14 protein-coding genes are annotated in these 18,436 nt (G+C 65.0%); 5 read left to right on the plus strand and 9 right to left on the minus strand.

Annotation, left to right across the window (positions count from 1 at the left end; all coding sequences use genetic code 11):
• The first annotated feature begins 26 nt into the window (after window positions 1-26).
• Window positions 27-2,435, plus strand: coding sequence for a polysaccharide lyase 8 family protein (locus tag ACPFL9_RS15625; protein WP_426003759.1), 2,409 nt, complete (start codon window positions 27-29; stop codon window positions 2,433-2,435).
• A 184-nt stretch (window positions 2,436-2,619) separates the two neighbouring features.
• Here ACPFL9_RS15625 and gabT read toward each other — a convergent pair whose 3' ends face one another.
• Together gabT and ACPFL9_RS15635 are read right to left on the minus strand one after the other, a co-directional pair.
• Window positions 2,620-3,975 carry a 4-aminobutyrate--2-oxoglutarate transaminase gene (gene gabT / locus ACPFL9_RS15630; RefSeq protein WP_426003760.1) on the minus strand — a complete coding sequence of 452 codons (1,356 nt, stop codon included), beginning with the start codon at window positions 3,973-3,975 and terminating at the stop codon, window positions 2,620-2,622.
• A 47-nt stretch (window positions 3,976-4,022) separates the two neighbouring features.
• Entirely contained in the window at window positions 4,023-5,453 is a 1,431-nt protein-coding gene (locus ACPFL9_RS15635) for an aminobutyraldehyde dehydrogenase (protein WP_426003761.1), read from the minus strand.
• A 144-nt stretch (window positions 5,454-5,597) separates the two neighbouring features.
• Between ACPFL9_RS15635 and ACPFL9_RS15640 the strand changes: the two genes are divergently transcribed.
• From ACPFL9_RS15640 to ACPFL9_RS15650, 3 genes are all read left to right on the plus strand, one after another.
• On the plus strand, window positions 5,598-7,040 hold the full coding sequence (locus tag ACPFL9_RS15640; protein WP_426003762.1) for a PucR family transcriptional regulator: 1,443 nt from the start codon (window positions 5,598-5,600) through the stop codon (window positions 7,038-7,040).
• Between the two features lie 96 nt (window positions 7,041-7,136).
• Window positions 7,137-8,405, plus strand: coding sequence for an MFS transporter (locus ACPFL9_RS15645; protein ID WP_426003763.1), 1,269 nt, complete (start codon window positions 7,137-7,139; stop codon window positions 8,403-8,405).
• On the plus strand, window positions 8,402-9,088 hold the full coding sequence (locus ACPFL9_RS15650) for a FadR/GntR family transcriptional regulator (RefSeq protein WP_426003764.1): 687 nt from the start codon (window positions 8,402-8,404) through the stop codon (window positions 9,086-9,088). The genes ACPFL9_RS15645 and ACPFL9_RS15650 overlap by 4 nt, the downstream gene beginning before the upstream one ends.
• 4 nt (window positions 9,089-9,092) lie before the next feature.
• Here ACPFL9_RS15650 and ACPFL9_RS15655 read toward each other — a convergent pair whose 3' ends face one another.
• The 5 genes from ACPFL9_RS15655 to ACPFL9_RS15675 all read right to left on the minus strand — a co-directional run bounded on the left by ACPFL9_RS15655 (window position 9,093) and on the right by ACPFL9_RS15675 (window position 15,613).
• Window positions 9,093-10,469: an MBL fold metallo-hydrolase gene (locus tag ACPFL9_RS15655; protein ID WP_426003765.1), complete on the minus strand. Its 1,377-nt coding sequence runs from the start codon at window positions 10,467-10,469 to the stop codon at window positions 9,093-9,095.
• Window positions 10,470-10,531: 62 nt separating this feature from the next.
• Window positions 10,532-11,998, minus strand: a complete 1,467-nt coding sequence (locus ACPFL9_RS15660; RefSeq protein ID WP_426003766.1) for an FAD-dependent oxidoreductase — start codon at window positions 11,996-11,998, stop codon at window positions 10,532-10,534.
• Between the two features lie 101 nt (window positions 11,999-12,099).
• Window positions 12,100-13,377 carry a uroporphyrinogen-III C-methyltransferase gene (gene cobA / locus ACPFL9_RS15665; protein ID WP_426003767.1) on the minus strand — a complete coding sequence of 426 codons (1,278 nt, stop codon included), beginning with the start codon at window positions 13,375-13,377 and terminating at the stop codon, window positions 12,100-12,102.
• Between the two features lie 103 nt (window positions 13,378-13,480).
• Complete coding sequence (locus ACPFL9_RS15670; protein WP_426003768.1) at window positions 13,481-14,392, minus strand: glutaminase; 912 nt, start codon at window positions 14,390-14,392, stop codon at window positions 13,481-13,483.
• 177 nt (window positions 14,393-14,569) lie between these two features.
• Window positions 14,570-15,613, minus strand: a complete 1,044-nt coding sequence (locus ACPFL9_RS15675) for an LLM class flavin-dependent oxidoreductase (protein ID WP_426007593.1) — start codon at window positions 15,611-15,613, stop codon at window positions 14,570-14,572.
• Window positions 15,614-15,732: 119 nt separating this feature from the next.
• Here ACPFL9_RS15675 and ACPFL9_RS15680 point away from each other — a divergent pair, with 119 nt between their 5' ends.
• Window positions 15,733-16,290: a dihydrofolate reductase family protein gene (locus tag ACPFL9_RS15680; protein ID WP_426003769.1), complete on the plus strand. Its 558-nt coding sequence runs from the start codon at window positions 15,733-15,735 to the stop codon at window positions 16,288-16,290.
• A 411-nt stretch (window positions 16,291-16,701) separates the two neighbouring features.
• Here the strand turns inward: ACPFL9_RS15680 and ACPFL9_RS15685 are convergent, their stop codons facing one another.
• Together ACPFL9_RS15685 and ACPFL9_RS15690 are read right to left on the minus strand one after the other, a co-directional pair.
• Entirely contained in the window at window positions 16,702-17,640 is a 939-nt protein-coding gene (locus ACPFL9_RS15685; RefSeq protein WP_426003770.1) for an ABC transporter permease, read from the minus strand.
• Window positions 17,630-18,361 (minus strand): ABC transporter ATP-binding protein, encoded by a 732-nt coding sequence (locus tag ACPFL9_RS15690; protein ID WP_426003771.1) that lies wholly within the window; start codon window positions 18,359-18,361, stop codon window positions 17,630-17,632. The genes ACPFL9_RS15685 and ACPFL9_RS15690 overlap by 11 nt, the downstream gene beginning before the upstream one ends.
• Window positions 18,362-18,436 lie beyond the last annotated feature (75 nt).

Raw genomic sequence — 18,436 nt, forward strand, 5'->3', positions numbered from 1 at the left:
CAGTTGTGAACTCAACAGGACACCCCATGAGCCGCAGGACCCTCTTCCGTACCGTGGGCGCAGCAGCACTCGCCGGAGCCTTGCTTTCCCAGGCAGGCCCCGCCCCGGCCGCGCCCGCCGGGCTCACCGAACTCGTCGATCGCCGCCGTTTGGTCCTCACGGGCAGCCGAAGCGCAGAGGGCGTCCCGGAGCTGGCCGGACAACTGGCGGGCATGGGGCAAACCGCTGAAAAATGGTGGAGCTCCATGGACAAGGCGCCAGTCCGGACGTCCCTCTGGAATGACATTCCCCTGACCGGAATCGGCCAATCCGCCACTGCTACGGGCAATCTGGGCCTCCACTTCAACCGGCTCTATGACATGGCTTTGGGATACGCGGTTCCGGGGAGCCCCTACGCGGGCAACTCCGAGCTGGCGGCAGACATCGTGACCGGACTGCAATTGCTCAGCGACACCGCGTACAACTCCACGATCCGGGCCGCAGGCAACTGGTGGTTCTGGGAAATCGGAGTGCCGCGCAAAACGGTGGACATCCTGACCCTCCTTCACGCAGAGGTCCCTGAAAACCTGAGGACATCCCTGCTGGCCGCCGTCCGCTGGTTTGCCCCCGATCCCAATTGGCGGGGGCGCGCCACAACGCTGGCCGAGACCGGAGCCAACCGGGTGGACAAGTCCCTGGCTTGCTGCATGCGGGGCATCCTGGACAACAAGCCCGAGGAAATCGCCCTGGGCCGGGATGCCCTGAGTGACACGATGCGCGGAGGGAAGAACAGCGTCTTCACGTACGTCAGCAAGGGGGACGGCTTTTACACGGACGGCTCCTTCGTCCAGCACAGCTACCTTCCCTATGCCGGAACGTACGGGGTGGTGGCGTTGGCCGGCATCGCGGAGATCATCGCCATGCTGGGCGGCAGCACCTGGGCTGTGAACGACCCCAAGCAAACCGTGCTCCTTGATGCCGTGGAAAACACTTTCGCCCCCTTCGTTTGGGACGGACGAATCATGGACACCATCCGCGGCCGGGCTGTTTCGAGGCAAAGGGAACCGGACTACGTCAGCGGCTTCGGTTTGATCTCCGCAGTCCTTCTCCTGGCACCAGGGTGCGAAGAGCCCTACAGGTCCCGGTTCCTTTCCCTGGCCAAGGGTTGGCTGGAACGGTGCGCCGACCAGAAACTGGTGGGCCACCCGACGCAAAGCCTGGCGAAGTCCCTGTTGTCCCTCGCGGTGCTGTCCGATGCTGCCGTCACGGCAACCCCTGCCCCGGTCTACAGCCGCATGTTTGCCGACCAGGACCGGTTGGTGCATCATCGACCGCAATGGGGCTGCACGGTCAACCTGTCTTCCAACCGCATCGGCCGGTATGAGTGGGGCAACAGCGAGAACAACCTGGGCTGGTACCAGGGCGACGGCATGACCTTCATCTACACCCGGCAGGACCCTGCCCAGTTCAGCGCCGGATTCTGGCCGACAGTGGATCCTTATGCACTCCCCGGAACCACGGTCAACGACCAGCAGCGCACCAGTGGCGCCGGAAGTGCCGGTACCGGAATCCCGCGCGCCTACCAGGCCTTCGCCGGTGGGCTGACAGTCAACGGCCGGTGGGGCGTGGTGGGCATGGACCATCTCAACCACAACAAGTCGCTGTCCGGCCGGAAGTCGTGGTTCTTCCTTGACGACGCCCTGGTGTGCCTCGGTGCAGGAATTACGGGAACAGGCGGGGCGTCGGTCCGGACGACGCTGGAGAACCGGTCCTTCGAGGCCGGAAACGTTCCGGTGCTGCGAACCGATGCACGGAACCGCACCCTCCTCCCGGGTGATCCGGCCGTCCGGATCACGCGCTCGCTCCACATTGAGGGCCACAGCGGGTACGTGCTCCTGGATGCTCCGGGCGTGACCGGCACTGCCGAATTGGCCGTCATCCGCAGGACGGGTAGCTGGTACGACATCAACTCCGGGGCGGACACCGGCGGGAGCAAAGACCCTGTAACCCGGGATTATGTAACCCTGACCCACCGCCACGGCAAGGATCCGTCCGGCTCAGGCTATGCGTACATGGTTTTGCCCGCTGCCGCCCACGATGCCACATTTGCCCAATCCGCCCATCCGGACGTGAAGGTCCTCGCCAACTCGGCGGACGTCCAGATGATCGCCGTCGACAAGGAAGGCATTGTGCTGGCCAACTTCTACGCAGCAAGCAGCGCGGAGGGCTTCACGGCGTCGGGACCTTGCACCGTCGCCACCCATCAAGTGGACGGTAAGCTCAGCATCTCGATCGCCGATCCGTCCAGGACCCAAGCGACTGTCCGGATCTCGCTTCCCGGCTCGTGGAACACCGTGGTGCAGGCCGACGAGGGGGCCGCCTTGGTGGGCAGCAGCACCATCGAGGTCCAACTCGACGGACACGGCCACCAGAAAAACCTGACGCTCGGCACCTAGGCAAGCGCCGGCGTCGGGCGTTCACTGGAACCGAAGCCCCCGCCCGAGGCCGAGTTCGCGGGAGGGGTGCGAGATCGCAGGCAAAGCTCCCACGAAATGGCCGGGTTCCCGCGAACTCGGCGACTAACGCAAAAGAGGCGGGACGGGGGAATTGAACCCTCGGCCCGCCTCTTTCGCTGGAAACCTACGCGTTGGCCTTGATGGCCTTGGCCAGGACGTCGAGTCCGTCCAGCAGCAGTTCGTCGCTGATGACCAGCGGCGGCAGCAGGCGGATGACGTTGCCGTAGGTACCGCAGGTCAGGATGACGACACCTTCCTGGAGGCAAGCGGCTGCGACAGCCTTGGTGAGCTCTGCGTTCGGCTCCTTGGAACCGGCCTGAACCAGTTCGATGGCAAGCATTGCGCCGCGGCCACGGACGTCGCCAACCACGGAAACTTCAGACGCCAGTTCGCGGAGCTTGCCCAGGGCGAGTTCCTCGATGTGGCGTGCGCGGCCGTTGAGGTCGTGCTGCTCCATGGTGTCGATCGCGGCAAGCGCTGCTGCACAGGCCACCGGGTTTCCACCGTAGGTGCCGCCGAGCCCACCCGGGTGGACGGCGTCGAGCAGGTCGGCGCGGCCGGTGATCGCGGAGAGCGGCATACCGCCGGCGATGCCCTTGGCCATGGTGATGATGTCCGGAACAACACCTTCGTGGTCCACGGCGAACCATTCGCCCGTACGGCAGAAGCCGGACTGGACCTCGTCGGCGATGAACACGATGCCCTTTTCCTTGGCCCATGCGGACAGTGCCGGAAGGAAGCCTTCGGCCGGGACAATGAAGCCACCTTCACCCTGGATGGGTTCGATGATGATCGCGGCTACCTGGTCGCCGCCGATCTGCTTCTCGATCATGGTGATGGCACGCTTGGCAGCCTCGGCACCGGTGATTTCCGGGTTCTCTTCACGGAACGGGTAGCTCATGGGCATGCGGTAGACCTCGGGCGCGAACGGGCCGAAGTTGGTCTTGTACGGCATGGCCTTGGCGGTCAGTGCCATGGTCAGGTTGGTGCGGCCGTGGTAGGCGTGGTCGAAAGCTACGACGGCGTCGCGGCCGGTAGCCAGGCGGGCAACCTTGACGGCGTTTTCCACGGCTTCGGCGCCGGAGTTGAACAGCACCGTGCGCTTGGCGTGGTCGCCCGGGGTGAGGCGGTTGAGCTGCTCGGCCACGGCGACGTAGCCCTCGTACGGGGTCACCATGAAGCAGGTGTGGGTGAAGTGCGCGGCGGCTTCCTGGACGGCGGCGACGACGGCCGGATCCGATGCGCCGACGCTGGTCACTGCGATGCCGGAGCCGAGGTCGATAAAGGAGTTGCCGTCGACGTCGCGGATGATGCCGCCGTCGGCGTCTTCGACGTAGACGGGGACGCCGGAGGCGACACCGGCAGCAACGACGGCGGAGCGGCGCTCAGCCAGTGCCTGCGACTTGGGGCCGGGGAAAGCGCCGTTGATGTTGCGCTTCTGCTCGATGCGGTACGAGAGCTCGTTCGCGGTGGTGGTCATGAGGGGGTTGCCTTTCTAAAAAACGGGGAAATTCTTACGCGACAGCGCTATGCATCCAGTGCGGACATCACGTGCTTGATGCGCGTGTAGTCCTCGACGCCGTACATGGAGAGGTCCTTGCCGTAGCCGGACTGCTTGAAGCCACCGTGGGGCATCTCTGCGGTCAGCAGGATGTGGGTGTTGATCCAGACGGCGCCGAAGTCCAGGTCGCGGCTCATGCGCATGGCCGTACCGTGGTCCGTGGTCCAGACGCTGGACGCCAGGGCGTATTCGACGTCATTGGCCAGCTCGAGCGCTTCGGCCTCGGTGCTGAACTTCTGGACGGTGATGACGGGTCCGAACGTTTCCTTCTGGACGACGTCGTCGCTCTGCTTGGCGCCGGTGATGATGGTGGGCTCGAAGAAGAAGCCCTTCTCGCCCGCACGGTGTCCACCAGTGACGATCTTGCAGTTCGCCGGCAGGCTCTCCACCACGGAGGTCACTGCGTTGAAGTGGTTGACGTTGTTCAGCGGGCCGAAGTAGTTGTCTTCGTCGTTCTGCGAACCGGTCTGCAGGGTCTTGGTGTGCTCCACCATTGCGGCCACAACGTCATCGTGGACAGAGTCCTCGATGAGTACGCGGGTGATCGCGGTGCAGTCCTGGCCTGCGTTGAAGAAGGCGAACTCGGCGATGGCCGCGGCGCTCTTCTTGATATCGGCGTCCTTGAACACGATCGCGGGAGCCTTGCCACCGAGTTCCAGGTGGGCACGCTTGAGGCCCTTGGCTGCGCCGCTGGCAACGGCGATGCCTGCGCGGACGGAACCGGTGATGGACACCAGGCCGGGAACCTTGTGTTCGACCATGAGCGATCCGGTCTCGCCGGTACCCAGGACCACGTTGAGGACACCGGCCGGGAAGATCTCGCCTGCCAGCCGTGCCAGTACCAGCGTGGATTCAGGGGTGGTGTCCGAGGGCTTGAGCACCACGGTGTTGCCGGCAGCCAGGGCGGGGCCGATCTTCCAGATGGCCATGAGGAACGGGTAGTTCCACGGAGCGACCTGGGCCACGACGCCGATCGGTTCGCGGCGCACGTAGGAGGTGTGGCCCTCGAAGTACTCGCCGGCGGACTTGCCTTCGAGCAGACGCGCGGCTCCTGCGAAGAAGCGGAGCTGGTCGGCGCCGGCGGCAACTTCCTCGGAGGCGATCAGGGAACGGACCTGGCCGGTGTTGCGGTGCTGGGCTTCAACGAGTTCGTCGCTGTTGGCTTCCACCGCATCGGCGAGCTTGAGAAGCATGAGCTGGCGCTGGCCCGGCGTGACGTGCTTCCAGGTCTTGAAAGCCTCGCTCGCGGCGGCCATGGCAGCATCGACGTCCGCCTGCACCGAAATGGGCGACTTGGCCACGATCTCCCCGTTGGTGGGATTCACCACATCCAGGAGACCCGTACCTGACGGCGTAACGAACTCGCCGTTGATGAAGTTCTGCAAGGTTTGAACCACGGTGTGCAACCCTCTTTCGGTGTCTGGGCATGGGTTTAGCTTTTCAGAGCCTATGCCAGCAACGTGACGCAAGGAATAGTCAGCTGCACACACAAGAACACTGCGCTTAGTGCGCTTGCCCAGTGGCAGGTTAAGCTTGGAAGCATGGCAATGTCCCTCGCTTCGCTCGTCGCTGTCCCCTCCCTGAAGCTCCGGAAAACCGGCCTCGCCGAGACCACCTGGAACCAGGACATCAGTTGGGTTGCGGTGACGGAACTGGAGGATCCGCAGCGGTTCCTCAGCGGCGGAGAGTTGGTCCTCACCACCGGCCTGCGCCTCAAGAGCGCCGCCGACCAGCGACGCTTTGTCCGGCAAGTCCAGCGCGCAGGCGCCGTCGGCATTGGTTTCGGTATCGGGCTCACGCACGAGTCGGTCCCGGATGCCCTGACCGCCGAGGCCAACCGCTGGGGACTGCCGCTGGTGGAAGTCCCGTACGAGATCCCGTTCATCGCCATCGGCAAGCTGGTGGCCGAATCCCATTCGGCGGATCACTACTCCAACCTCGAACGGCTCCTGGCCGGACACCAGATCCTGGCCCGCGCACTCCTCACCGGCGGCGGCCTGTCCGAGCTCCTCAAGCAACTGGGCAGCATGCTGCGTACCGACGTGGTGCTCACCCAGTTCAGCGCGCAGTTGTACAACAGCGTCCCCGGCAAACCGGCCCCGACGGCGGATGGCTGGGCTTCGTACCCGATCCCTACCGGCCGCAGGGACGCCTGCACACTGTGGTTGCGGCAGCCTTTCGTGGACTCCGGCATCGTCAGCTACGCACAGAACCTCATCAGCGTGGAGCTGAACAACATGGTCAAACAGCGGCAGGCCCAGCGCGCCATGGCCGGACAGGTGCTGGACGACGTCATCCACGGAACCCTGGAGACCATCGAGGCGGCCCGGCGCCTGGCAGGCGTGGGCATCAACAGCACCCGCAAGAACGTGGTCCTCGTGGCGGAATCCACGGCACACCACAAGCAGTTGGTCAGCATCTCCTTGCCGCAGTCGCTGGAGGCCGGCGTCAGCGCCGTCGTCGGGAAGGACCTGGTGGTGGCGGTCGCCGACGACGGCAGTTCCGCAACCGCCCTCGCAAAAAACCTCAGCGACCACCTGCAGGAGGCGGGCATCCACGCGGTCATCGGAATCGGCGGCGCCTATACCAAGCCCAACGGGCTCCGGTGGAGCTACTTCGAGGCCCGCGACGCCGTGGCGCATGGCTTGCCGGTGAACGAACCCGAGCGGCTCAGCCTGACCTCCCTGCTCCTGGCGAGCGAGGACGTGCCGCTGGCGGACATGGCCAGTGAATCCCTCACCCCGCTGCGGAAGTTCGACGCAGCCCATGGCGCCGAACTCGTCACCACCCTGGAAAGTTACCTGAACCACAACGGCTCCGTGGCTGCGGTGGCCGAGGCCTTGACCCTGCACCGCAACACCGTCCGCTACCGGCTGGCCCAGATCACCGAACTCACGGGGTACGACCCTTCGCAGACGCAGGACCGTGTGCAACTGTGGCTGGCTTTGGCGGTCCAGCGGCTGGGCTCCCGCAACCCGCGGTAGGCGCTCGACGGCGGGACTCACGTAAGTGCCTGCCCGGCCGGAGAGATTCGCCACAGAAGTGTAGACATTAGACGTCAAACGTCTAACCTTTAAACCATGGCCGCGACTTCAGTAGAACCCACCACAGGAAACATCCCCACGATCTCTCCAGCAGGAGCAGCAACCACCCGCGCCCCCAAAACGCGGACGGTCGCCGTCGTCGGTGTGGTTGCCGTGGTGCTCATCGGGCTGAACCTTCGCGCCGGGATCACCAGCGCCGCCGCACTGTTCCATGACCTGCAGCAGGTGCTGGGATACGGCGCGCTCGTGGCCTCCATCCTGCCGTCGATTCCGCTGCTGTGCTTCGCCGTTGCCGGCCTTGCGACCTCCTGGCTGACGCGCCGGGTGGGCGTCGAGAAGGCGATCTTCATCGCCATGGCCCTGCTGGCGGGTGGTCTGCTGGTCCGTGCGGTTCCCGCCACCGGAGCCCTCCTGGCCGGCACCGTCCTGGCCATGTCCGGGCTTGCTGTGTGCAACGTGGCCATGCCGTCCTTCATCCGGGAGCACCATGCAGACCGGATGTCCATGATGACCGGCCTTTACACGTTCACCATGTCTGGCGGGGCCACCTTCGCCGCGGCCGTGAGCGTTCCGCTGGCGCAACAGTTGGGTTCGCCGTCCATGGGCCTGGCCGCGTGGGGGTTCCTGGGTGTTGCCGCGCTCCTGGGGTTCCTGCCCGTGGTCCTGCACACCCACCGCAACACTCCCAAGGGCCAGCGCCCCACCGTCTCCATGTGGCCGCTGCTCCGCACCCGCCTCGGCATCCTCATCACAGCGATCTTCACCTTCCAGGCGTTCCTGGCCTACGCCGTGATGAGCTGGTTCGCCTACATCCTCACCTCGCAGGGCCTGAGCGCCTCGGAAAGCGGCCTGCAGTTCGGCGTCATGCAGCTGGTCTCCGTTGCCGCAGGCATGGTCCTGCTCGCGGTCGGCTCCCGTCCCGGCATGCTGCGCCCGGCTTTGTATCTGGCGAGCAGCTCCACCCTGGCGGCCATCGGCACCATGCTGTGGCTCCCCACCTCGTTGGCTGTCATTCCCGCCGTCCTGTTTGGCTTCGGCCTGGGCATCTTCCCGCTGGTCCTGGTGATCATCAGCCGCAGCGGAAAGTCGACGGCGGAAACCACCGCACTCTCCACCATCGCCCAATCGCTGGGATACTTGATTGCGGCCATCGGCCCCTTTGGCATGGGGCTGCTCCACAGCGCCACCGGGGGCTGGGTGTTGCCGCTGAGCCTGCTGTCCATCGTGGCCGTGGCGCTCATGGTCACGTGCCACCTTCTCACCAGCAAGCGCACTGAATCCAAGACCCAACCGAGGACAGCATGACCCTGACCCCTTCGCACCGCCCGGCCCTCGCCGAGGAGATCACGGCCAAGCTGCGGGACATGATCAAGACCGGCGAGTGGCCGCTGCAGGAGCGCATTCCTGCAGAGCCTGAGCTTATGGCAACGCTGGGGGTTTCGCGGGGCACCCTGCGCGAGGCCATCAAGGCGTTGGCGCACTCAGGGATGCTGGAAGTGCGCCGCGGCGACGGCACGTATGTGCGGGCCAACAGCGAGATCTCCGGAGCAGCCCAGCGCATGTACCAGGAGCACACCCAGGAACACATTGTGGAGGTCCGCCTCGGACTGGATACCCAAGCTGCCCGGCTGGCCACCAAGCACGCCACGGTTGAGGACATCGCCGAGATGCGCCGCTTGCTGTCCCTCCGGCACGATGCCTGGCTCGCCGAGGACTACCCCACCTGGGCCTCCGCCGATTGGGAGTTCCACGAACGGGTTGCGCTGGCATCCGGCAATCCCCTGCTGCACCAGCTCTACGTGTCCTTTGGCGGGGTGTTCCACAACGACCTCCTCCGCCAGCAGCGCACGGACGGCTTCAACGGAATCCCCCGTGAGGGCCATGACGAGCTGGTGGATGCCCTCGAAGCCCACGACCCCGAGGCCGCCGTCTCCAGCGTCTACCGGAACCTGGACTTCTGCGCCGACAAGACCCCCGTCCAGTTCTGACGGCCTAGGGCACCAGCCGGATCCCCGCGCCGGCCGCTTCCCTGAACCGGGCGTTGATGAGCACCACGTCCCGGCCAGCCCTATCCAGCAAACTCGCTGCCACGCTCGCCCGGTACCCGGTGGCGCAGTGCACCCACACCCTGGCTTCCGGCAGTTCGGTCATCCGGGCAAGGAGTTCATACACGGGTACATTCACGGCATCCTGCACATGCGAGGCTGCGAACTCCTCGGGACGCCGGACATCCAGGACCACATCATCCTGAGCGCGCTCCTTCAGCAGCAGGCTCCAGTCACCGTGGGGGTAGCCGGACCGCGGCGTGCCCGGCGCCAGGACTTCCAAGGCAGCTCCGCCGGAAGGTCCGACGGCGGCATCCGGACTGTCGATGCCGATCCTCGCCAGGTCGCGGATCGCCTTCCCCACGTCCTCGTGTGAGCCCAGGAGCGTGAGTGGCTGGTTCCACGGGATCACCCAACCAAGGTAGCTGGTGAAGTTGGAGCCGTGTCCGTACTCAAAGGCCACGCTGCCCTGCAGATGATCCTCCGCGAAAGCAATCCGGTGCCGGAGGTCCACCACCCACTCTCCGGCCAAGAGCCGGCGTCGCAGCTCCCCGGGTTCAACGGAGTCCGGAATGCCCAGGTCCGCCGGTGCCGGACCGGCTGCATTGAGCGGGCTCATGTGCGCGTAGTAGGCGGGATAGGCCGTGATGTTCGACAGGAGTTCGGCCACGAAGTGCTCTTCACTCGGATCGGTGAGGGCGTGGTTGTGTGCTGCCTGCTCGGCCAACGTAGACGAATCCTGGTGGCTCGCCGGGCCAATGGAGCAGAAGGATCCAAAACCGTGGGTGGGATAGAGCGCGGCCTCCGGGTGCGCCGAGTCCGCCAGTCGACGGACAGAAGAATACTGCGCGTGGGCCAACGCCGCGGTCTGCCCGGGTGACACCAGGTCCGTCCGCCCCACCGAGCCGTAGAGCAAGCTGCCGCCGGAAAACACAGCTTCCGTGCCGCCGTCGTCCGTTACCTCACGCACCACATACGCGAGGTGGGTGTGGGTGTGGCCTGGCGTGGCGACCACCCGCACGGACAGTTTGCCCACGGAGAAGACATCCCCGTCCGCCACGGCGGTCCGTGCAAAGGAGACGGGATCTGCCCCGTTCACCAGATAGGCGGCGCCGTGTTTCTCCGCAAGGATCAAGCCCCCGGTGACGTAGTCGTTGTGCAGGTGGGTTTCGGCCACGTGCGTGATGCGGACGCCCGCAGCAAGAGCCGCTGATTCCACCCGGTCAATGTCCCGCTGCGGATCGATCACCAGCGCCACTGAACCGTCATGGACCAGGTAGCTGCGGTCCCCCAGCTGGGGTGTCTCGATCACCACGACGTCCATACCCCAGATTAAAACAACGCGGGGCCACCAGCAGTGGCCCCGCGTTGATGAAAAATGAAGAACTAGACCTGCGCGGCTACACCGTCGCGGGAGATGTTGACCATGTCCTCGCGCGGAACCACCTTGATGCGCTCACGGGTGACCTCAACACCGTGCGAGCCGCCGGCCTCGGTTGCCGCTGCGCCAAGGGCGAGTTCGTGGGCGTCCAGCGCCAGCCAGCCTTCCCAGCTGGTGAACTGCACGCCGCGGCTGTCGAGGAGTTCCACCACTGCATCAGCCGAAGGAACCTCGGCGAACGGCAGGTTTTCGCGGTCCTCAAGCAGGTAGGTGACGGTCTCCAGGGCGTCGCCCTTGGTGTGGCCGATGAGGCCAACCGGACCACGCTTGATCCAACCCGTTGCGTAGAGGCCGGGAACGTGCTGGCCGTCGGCGTCCAGGACGCGGCCGCCGTCGTTGGTCACAACGCCCTTCTTGTGGTCGAACTCGACGTCCGGCAGGGCAGAACCGAAGTAGCCGATGGCGCGGTACACGGCCTGGACGGGGTAGTCGATGAACTCGCCGGTGCCGCGGGCGTTGCCCGTGCCGTCCAGTTCGGTGCGCTCGAACTTGATGCCGGCAACCTTGCCCGGGGTCTCCGGAGAATCGACGATCTCCACCGGGCTGTGCAGGAAGTGCAGGTGCAGGCGGCGGGAAGCCTTGAGCTCGGAGAGGTCCTCCGGCTGCTCGGCAATCCAGTTGGTGAGTGTGCCGACCATGGTCTTGGTCTGGTTGTTGGTCTGGACCTGGCGGTCGGACTCTTCGTCGAACTCGAAGTCCTCGGCGTAGAGGATGATGTCCACGTCCTTGGAGTGCGAGAGTTCGCGCAGTTCCAGCGGCGTGAACTTCACCTGTGCAGGGCCGCGGCGGCCGAACACGTGAACGTCGGTGACCGGGGAGTTCTTCAGGCCGGCGTAGACGTTGTCCGGGATTTCGGTGACCAGGAGGTCATCAGCGTGCTTGGACAGGACGCGGGCGACGTCCAGCGCCACGTTGCCGTTGCCAAGCACGGCGATTTCCTTGGCGTCCAGCGGCCATTCGCGCGGAACGTCCGGGTGTCCGTCGTACCAGGAGACGAAGTCGGCGCCGCCGAAGGAGCCCTCCAGCTCGATGCCGGGGATGTTCAGGTCGGCATCCTTGATGGCGCCGGTGGCGAAGATCACGGCGTCGTAGTGCTTGCGGAGGTCTTCGATGGACAGGTCCGTGCCGTAGTCCACGTTGCCGAAGAAACGGATATCGCCGCGGTCCAGGACCTTGTGGAGGGCGTTCACGATGCCCTTGATGCGGGGGTGGTCCGGAGCGACGCCGTAACGGATCAGGCCGTAAGGTGCCGGGTAGCGGTCGAACAGGTCGATGCTGACGTTGAGTTCGCCGCTCTTGACGGCTTCGCTCTTGGTCAGGATGTCGGCTGCGTACACGCCGGCCGGGCCGGAGCCGATGACGGCGACGCGAAGCGGACGGTCCGCAGAACCTACGGTGGTGCTAGTTGACACGGCTGTGTTCCTTCTTCTTTTCGGGCCTCCCAACTGAGTCGCAGTTGTGCGCGTTTTGAGGGCTCAAAACGTGCTCTGCTGCTACTTAGTTGGGCCGGGGGCTAGTTGGTGCGGACGCGGGGACGGTTGGGGGTAATGGTGCTGTAGTCAGCGGTCTTGAAGTGCTGGGGTGCAAAGGGGCTGACGCGGACAACATCGCCGATCACAATGACTGCTGGGTTGGCCACGCCAACGGCTTCCGCCTGGTCCGCGATGGTCTCCAACGTGCCGATCGTGACGCGTTGCTCCGGCAAATACCCGTTTTCTACGATACCTACTGGAGTGTCCAAAGGCAGACCCGAGGCGGCCAGGGCAGCCGCAGACTCGCGCAATTGGGCCACTCCCATGAGCAACACCACAGTGTGGTCGGGGCGTGCGGGGACTTCCGAAAGCTCTTCGTGGCCGGTCACCACGCTGAAACCCTTGGCCAGCCCACGGTGCGTTACGGGGATGCCGGCGGCGGCAGGAACGGAGATCGCGGAGGTCACGCCGGACACCACTTCAACCTCGACGCCGTTCTGCCGGCAGAATTCTGCTTCCTCACCGCCGCGCCCCAGGACGTAGGGGTCGCCGCCTTTGAGGCGGACCACACGGTTGCCCTTGAGGGCTTCCTCGACGAGGATGCGGTTGATCTCCAATTGCGGAACCGGGTGATGGCCAGGCGTTTTGCCGACCTCGATGATGCGCACGTCCGGGGCCAGCTCCTTCAGCAGCCCGCGCGGTCCAAGACGGTCAGCAACTACGACGTCGGCCTGGCCCAGCAGGCGGCGGCCGCGCACAGTGATCAGGCCGGTATCCCCCGGCCCACCGCCAACGAGTGCCACGGATCCGATGCTTCCATGACCGGCGGCCGATGCCTTGCGGTGGCGGCGAAGGGGAAGATCGCCGGATTCGAGCGCCGTAGCCACGGCGTCACGCAGAGCCATGGCGCGGCGCGGATCTCCCCCGGCGTTGATGGCGATCTTGACATCGTCCACCTCGGCCACCGCGGGGGTCCAGGCAGCCGATGCTTCATGGTCGGAGGCATTGACGCACCAGATGCGCTGCGCTTCGGCGTCGGCCGCCACCTGGGTGTCCACGGCGGCAGCGCCGGTTGCCGTCTGGACGAACCAGACGCCGTCGAGGTCTTCCGCCCGGTATTCGCGGGACTCCCAAGCGAGCAGGCCCGAATCGACCAAAGCGCGAAGTTTGTCAGAGGCAACGGGAGCGACCACCGTAACTTTCGCGCCGGCGTCGAGCAGCCCTTTGGCGCGGCGTGCCGCGACGGGGCCGCCGCCCACCACCAGCACCGGGCGGCCAAGAAGCCGCAGCGCGGTGGGGTAAATGTCCTGTATTGCCATGAAAAAACTGTAGGGCGGGGCCGTAATATGCTTCAAAGGCCCGGACACACCCGGTAACGCTGGGTAATGCAGCGTCACAAACAGTTTCAAATCCGCAGGCTTGCTAAAAGACCGACCAGCCAGTCCTGGTGGTGAACTCATCCAAGGCAGCCACACCCGCCACCGAGTTGCCGGAACGGCCCAAACCAGGGCTCCAGACGCTGATGGCGCATTTGCCGGGAACAACTGCAACGATCCCGCCTCCGACGCCGCTCTTCCCGGGGAGGCCCACCCTGTAAGCGAACTCACCCGCGGCATCGTACGTACCGCACGTCAGCATGACCGCGTTGATCCGCTTTGTCTGGGCGGGCGAGAGCACCAACTCCCCCTCGGCTCCCAGCCCATTGGATGCGAGGAACCGGGCGGCCAGGGCAAGGTCCTGGCACGTCATGGCCAAGGCGCACTGCTGCGCGTAGGACTCCAGGACCTCATCCACGGGATTCTCCAGGTTGCCGCAGCTGGCCAGGAAGTGCGCCAGCGAGGCATTGCGGTGCCCGCTCTCCAGTTCCGAGGTGGCCACCCTATGGTCCGTGTCCACCAGGGCGTTTCCCGATTCCCGCCTCATCAAGGCACGGACGGCTCCGGCGGCATCTCCCGTCAGACTCAACAGCCTGTCCGTCACGACGATCGCCCCGGCGTTGATGAACGGATTCCGGGGTATCCCGTCTTCGCTTTCCAGCTGGACGAGCGAATTGAACGGGTTGCCCGAAGGTTCGCGGAACACCCGCTTCCAGATTCCGTCGCCATCGCTGGAGAGCACCAACGCCAAGGCGAAGACCTTGGAGATGCTCTGGATGGAGAACTCAACGTGCGCATCACCGGCTGAGAACACCTCACCGTCCTTGGTGACCAGGGATATCCCGAACTGGTGGGGGTCAACAGCACCGAGCTGTGGAATGTAACCGGCCACTTGTCCTTGGCCTATCTGGGGTTGAACAGCTCCTGTTATATCTTCGAGGAGGTTTTGGATATCCATGGATGGGCCTCTGTCTCAGCCGGGTCACCCTTCGTCCTTGAAGGGAGGCCGGGCACGTGTTTCAGTGTCTGTGGTGCATGCGCACAGCCAAAAACACTACTCGATGCCCGGCGCCCGGGCGTTTTAGCCGGCCCGGGCGTTTTAGCCGGCCCGGGCGTTTTAGCCGGCCCGGGCGTTTTAGCCGGCCCGGGCAGCCTCCCAACCGAAGGCAGGCGCGACGTGCTTTGCCACGTTCCCCAGCAGCTTCGCGTTGTACTCGACGCCGAGCTGGTTCGGGACCGTCAGCAAGACCGTGTCAGCAGACTGGACCGCAGCATCCTGCGAGAGTTCCTCGGCGAGTTGCTCGGGCGAGCCGATGTAGCTCTTCCCGAAACGCGACAGGGCGCCGTCGAGGATCCCTACCTGGTCCTGGCTGTCGGCTTGGGCGCGAAGGCCAAAGTAGTGGTTGTCCTCGGCGTCGACGATCGGGATGATGCTGCGGCTCACCGAAACCCGGGGCTCGAAGTCGTGCCCAGCGGCAGCCCAGGCGTCGCGGAACATCTGGATCTGCTCGGCTTGGAGCTGGTCGAAGGGTACGCCGGTATCTTCGGTCAGCAGGGTGGAGCTCATGAGGTTCATGCCCTGCTCAGCTGCCCACACAGCCGTCTTGCGGGTTCCGGCGCCCCACCAGATCCGATTGGGCAGGCCTTTCGAGAGAGGTTGGATCGGGAGAAGCCCGGTGGCCCCTCCGGCGTAGTGCGGATCAGCCTGGGCTACCCCGTGGCCCGCGATCGCCTTGCGGAACAGGGCCGTATGACGGCGGGCCATGTCACCGCCGTCCTCGCCCTCCGCCGGAACATAGCCAAAGTTAGCGGCACCGTTCAGGGCGGGCTCGGGTGAACCACGGCTCACACCGAGCTGCAGCCTTCCATCGCTGATCAGGTCAGTGGCTGCTGCTTCCTCGGCCATATAGAGGGGGTTCTCGTACCGCATGTCGATCACGCCGGTACCCATTTCGATACGGCTGGTTCTGGCCGCAATGGCGCTCAGCAAGGGGAAGGGCGAGGCCTGCTGACGGGCAAAGTGGTGCACGCGGAAAAAGGCACCATCAATACCAAGTTCCTCGGCCGCGACAGTGAGTTCGATCCCCTGTTTGAGGGCCTCACCGGCCGTGGGAACCAGTGAACCGGGAACGCGGGCCCAGTGGCCGAAGGACAGGAATCCGATCCGTTTCTTGTGCATGCCCGTCACAACGCAGATCCACCGCCGGTCATTCCGCCCGGGCCCCTTCTATGGTGCGGACCACCTAAAGCGTCCGTATGTGCAAGAGCGTCGGCATTGGTCGGGGCTAGAATCAGCCAATGGGGCTCCTGACCTTCAGCATCAATGTCACCTTGGACGGCTGCGTCGACCACCGGGAGGGCATCGCGGATGACGAAACGCATGCCTACTACACCCGGCTCCTGGAGGAGAACGGGGCCATGCTCTGGGGCCGAACCACGTACGAAATGATGGAGGCCTATTGGCCCGCGGTCGCACGGGGCGAGGTGGAAGCGCCGCCTGCGCTCCGCGAGTGGGCTCTCACGCTGGAAGAAATGCCAAAGTACGTCTTCTCGTCAACGCGCACCAACTTCCCATGGACCAACAGCCACCACCTGACCGGCGAGGTCCGCGCGGCCGTGCAGGAAATCAAGGACCGCATTCCAGAAGGAGTGCTGGTCGGCAGCGGCAAACTCGCCACGGAGCTCGACCGCTTGGACTTGATCGACGAGTACAAGTTCCTGGTCCACCCCGTGATCACCGGCCACGGCCCGACCCTCTTCCAGGGCGGGCTCCCCAGCACCCGCCGCCTCGAACTGATCTCGACGTCACCCCTCAGCAACGGAGTTGTTTCCGTGCACTACCGTCGGGCTGCTTAGGGTTTACGCACGACGGCGGTTGGACGTCCCCCGCGGTTGGTTCGCCGCTGGAGCCGCACCCCTTTCCGCCATCCGCACCCGTAATTTAAGGTGCGCCAGGCGGATAAGAATGCGCAGCCCACGAAGAAGAGGTGCATTCGGCGCGAAAGGGCGCGCGCCCTCCCGGCGGGACGTGAGAGAGCGTCCTTGGGAAAGGGGTGTTCGGTGAGAGAGCGTCCTTGGGAAAGGGGTGTTCGGTGAGAGAGCGTCCCTGGGAAAGGGGCGTTCGGTGAGAGAGCGTCCCTGGGAAAGGGGTGTTCGGTGAGAGAGCGTCCTTGTGCGAAAGCCCGACGGCGGGAGGTCACCGTCGGGCTTTTGCGTTGCGTCGGGCTTTTGCGTTGCGTCGGGCTTTTGCGTTGCGTCAGATCCGGGCTAGCGGCTGCTGCCCGCCAACAGGCCACGGCGCTGCAGGAGCCGCTTCTCGATAGGGCCGAACACCAGGAGCTCAATCAGAATGCCCACGAACAGGATCAGCAGGATCGCGGACATCACGATTGTCATGTCGGACAACAGACGGCCTTGGTCCAGCAACGATCCCAGCCCGAAACCAATGGTGCCACCAACGGCGATGATTTCAGCGGCCATGAGGGAGCGCCAGGAAAATGCCCACCCTTGCTTCAAACCACCGATATACCCGGGCAGAGCTGCGGGCAGGACGATCTGAAGGGCCATTTGGAGCCGGTTGGCACCCAGGACGGTGCCCACGCTGCGGTACTGCGGCGGGATCTGGTCCACTCCGGAGATCAGTCCGTTGATGATGGACGGAATAGCACCCATGAACACCACGAAGTAGACGGTAGCGTCGGTCAGGCCGAACCAGATGATGGCCGCAGGAACCCAAGCCACGGACGGCAGGACTTGCAAGCCGGAAATGAGCGGGCCAAAGGCGCGGCGCAGCGGAGCGACCTGGGCCAGGATCAGCCCGATCGGGGTGGCAATCACCACGGAAATAAGGAAGCCAACCACGCCACGCTGCAACGAGGTCCACACTGCCTCCTGGAGCTTGCCCTCGCCCCACAGCGTGAGGAACTGCTTGAAGACATCAACAGGCCCGGGGACGAGGTCACGCCGTTTGAGCTCCAGCGAGACATAGAACTGCCAGGCGAGGATGAGGACAACCAATGCCAGCACGGGCAACAGCACGCGCTTCCACTCGATACCGCCCTTGCGGCCAGTGTCCAGCTGGAGGTTGTCCAGGCCGGCTTCCAGGTCCCGGAGCTCGGAAGCGTTGCCTTTCAGCGACGGTGAGGTGATGTGGTGGGAATCAGTCACGGGGAGGGTCCGCTCTTCAGTGGTCTGGTTACTTGGCATGGCGGCGGATCTCCTCGCGAAGTCGTCGGGTAATGACGCCGGTGAGCTCCCCTGCACGGCCGGCGTCGGTGCGGTGTTCCTCGGTAACGTTCCATTCGGCCACTACCCGGCCGGGACGCGAGGACAACAGCAGCACACGCTGGCCCAAACGCACCGCCTCACGCACGTTGTGCGTCACGAAGATGATGGTGCGGCCGGTTTCCTTCCAGATGCGCTCAAGTTCATCGTGCAGAAGGTCGCGGGTGATGGCGTCGAGCGCAGCGAACGGCTCGTCCATGAGCAACACCTGCCGGTCCTGGGCCAAAGACCGCGCGAGTGCCACGCGCTGCCGCATGCCGCCGGACAGCTCATGCGGACGCTTGTCCCCCGCCCCGCCCAGGTGCACCAGCTCAAGGAGTTCGGTGGCGCGGGCCCGGCGGCTTGCCTTGGTGCCGGACTTGTCAGCCAGCTGCAGGGCCAGTTCGATGTTGCCGCGGGCGGTCAACCACGGGAACAGGGACGCATCCTGGAACATGAAGGCCGCGCCGTCGCTGGGCACCTCCAAAGCGCCCGACGTCGGATGCTCCAGTCCCGCGATGATGTTCAGCAGGGTGGACTTGCCGCAGCCGGACGCACCAAGGAGGGCGACAAACTCGCCTTGTGCGATGGTGGCGTTGACGTCGTCCAGCACCGGGGCGCCGTCGCCGAAGCGCTTCCCCAGGTTCTCGAGTACGACTGGCATGGTCCCGTCCTTCGTGTTGATTGGTCTTGCTGTTGATACGCCCAAAGCCGGCCCGCTCCGGTGATGAAGCGGGCC

The organism is Paenarthrobacter sp. NyZ202 (genome assembly GCF_049860755.1).
Taxonomy (GTDB): Bacteria; Actinomycetota; Actinomycetes; order Actinomycetales; family Micrococcaceae; genus Arthrobacter.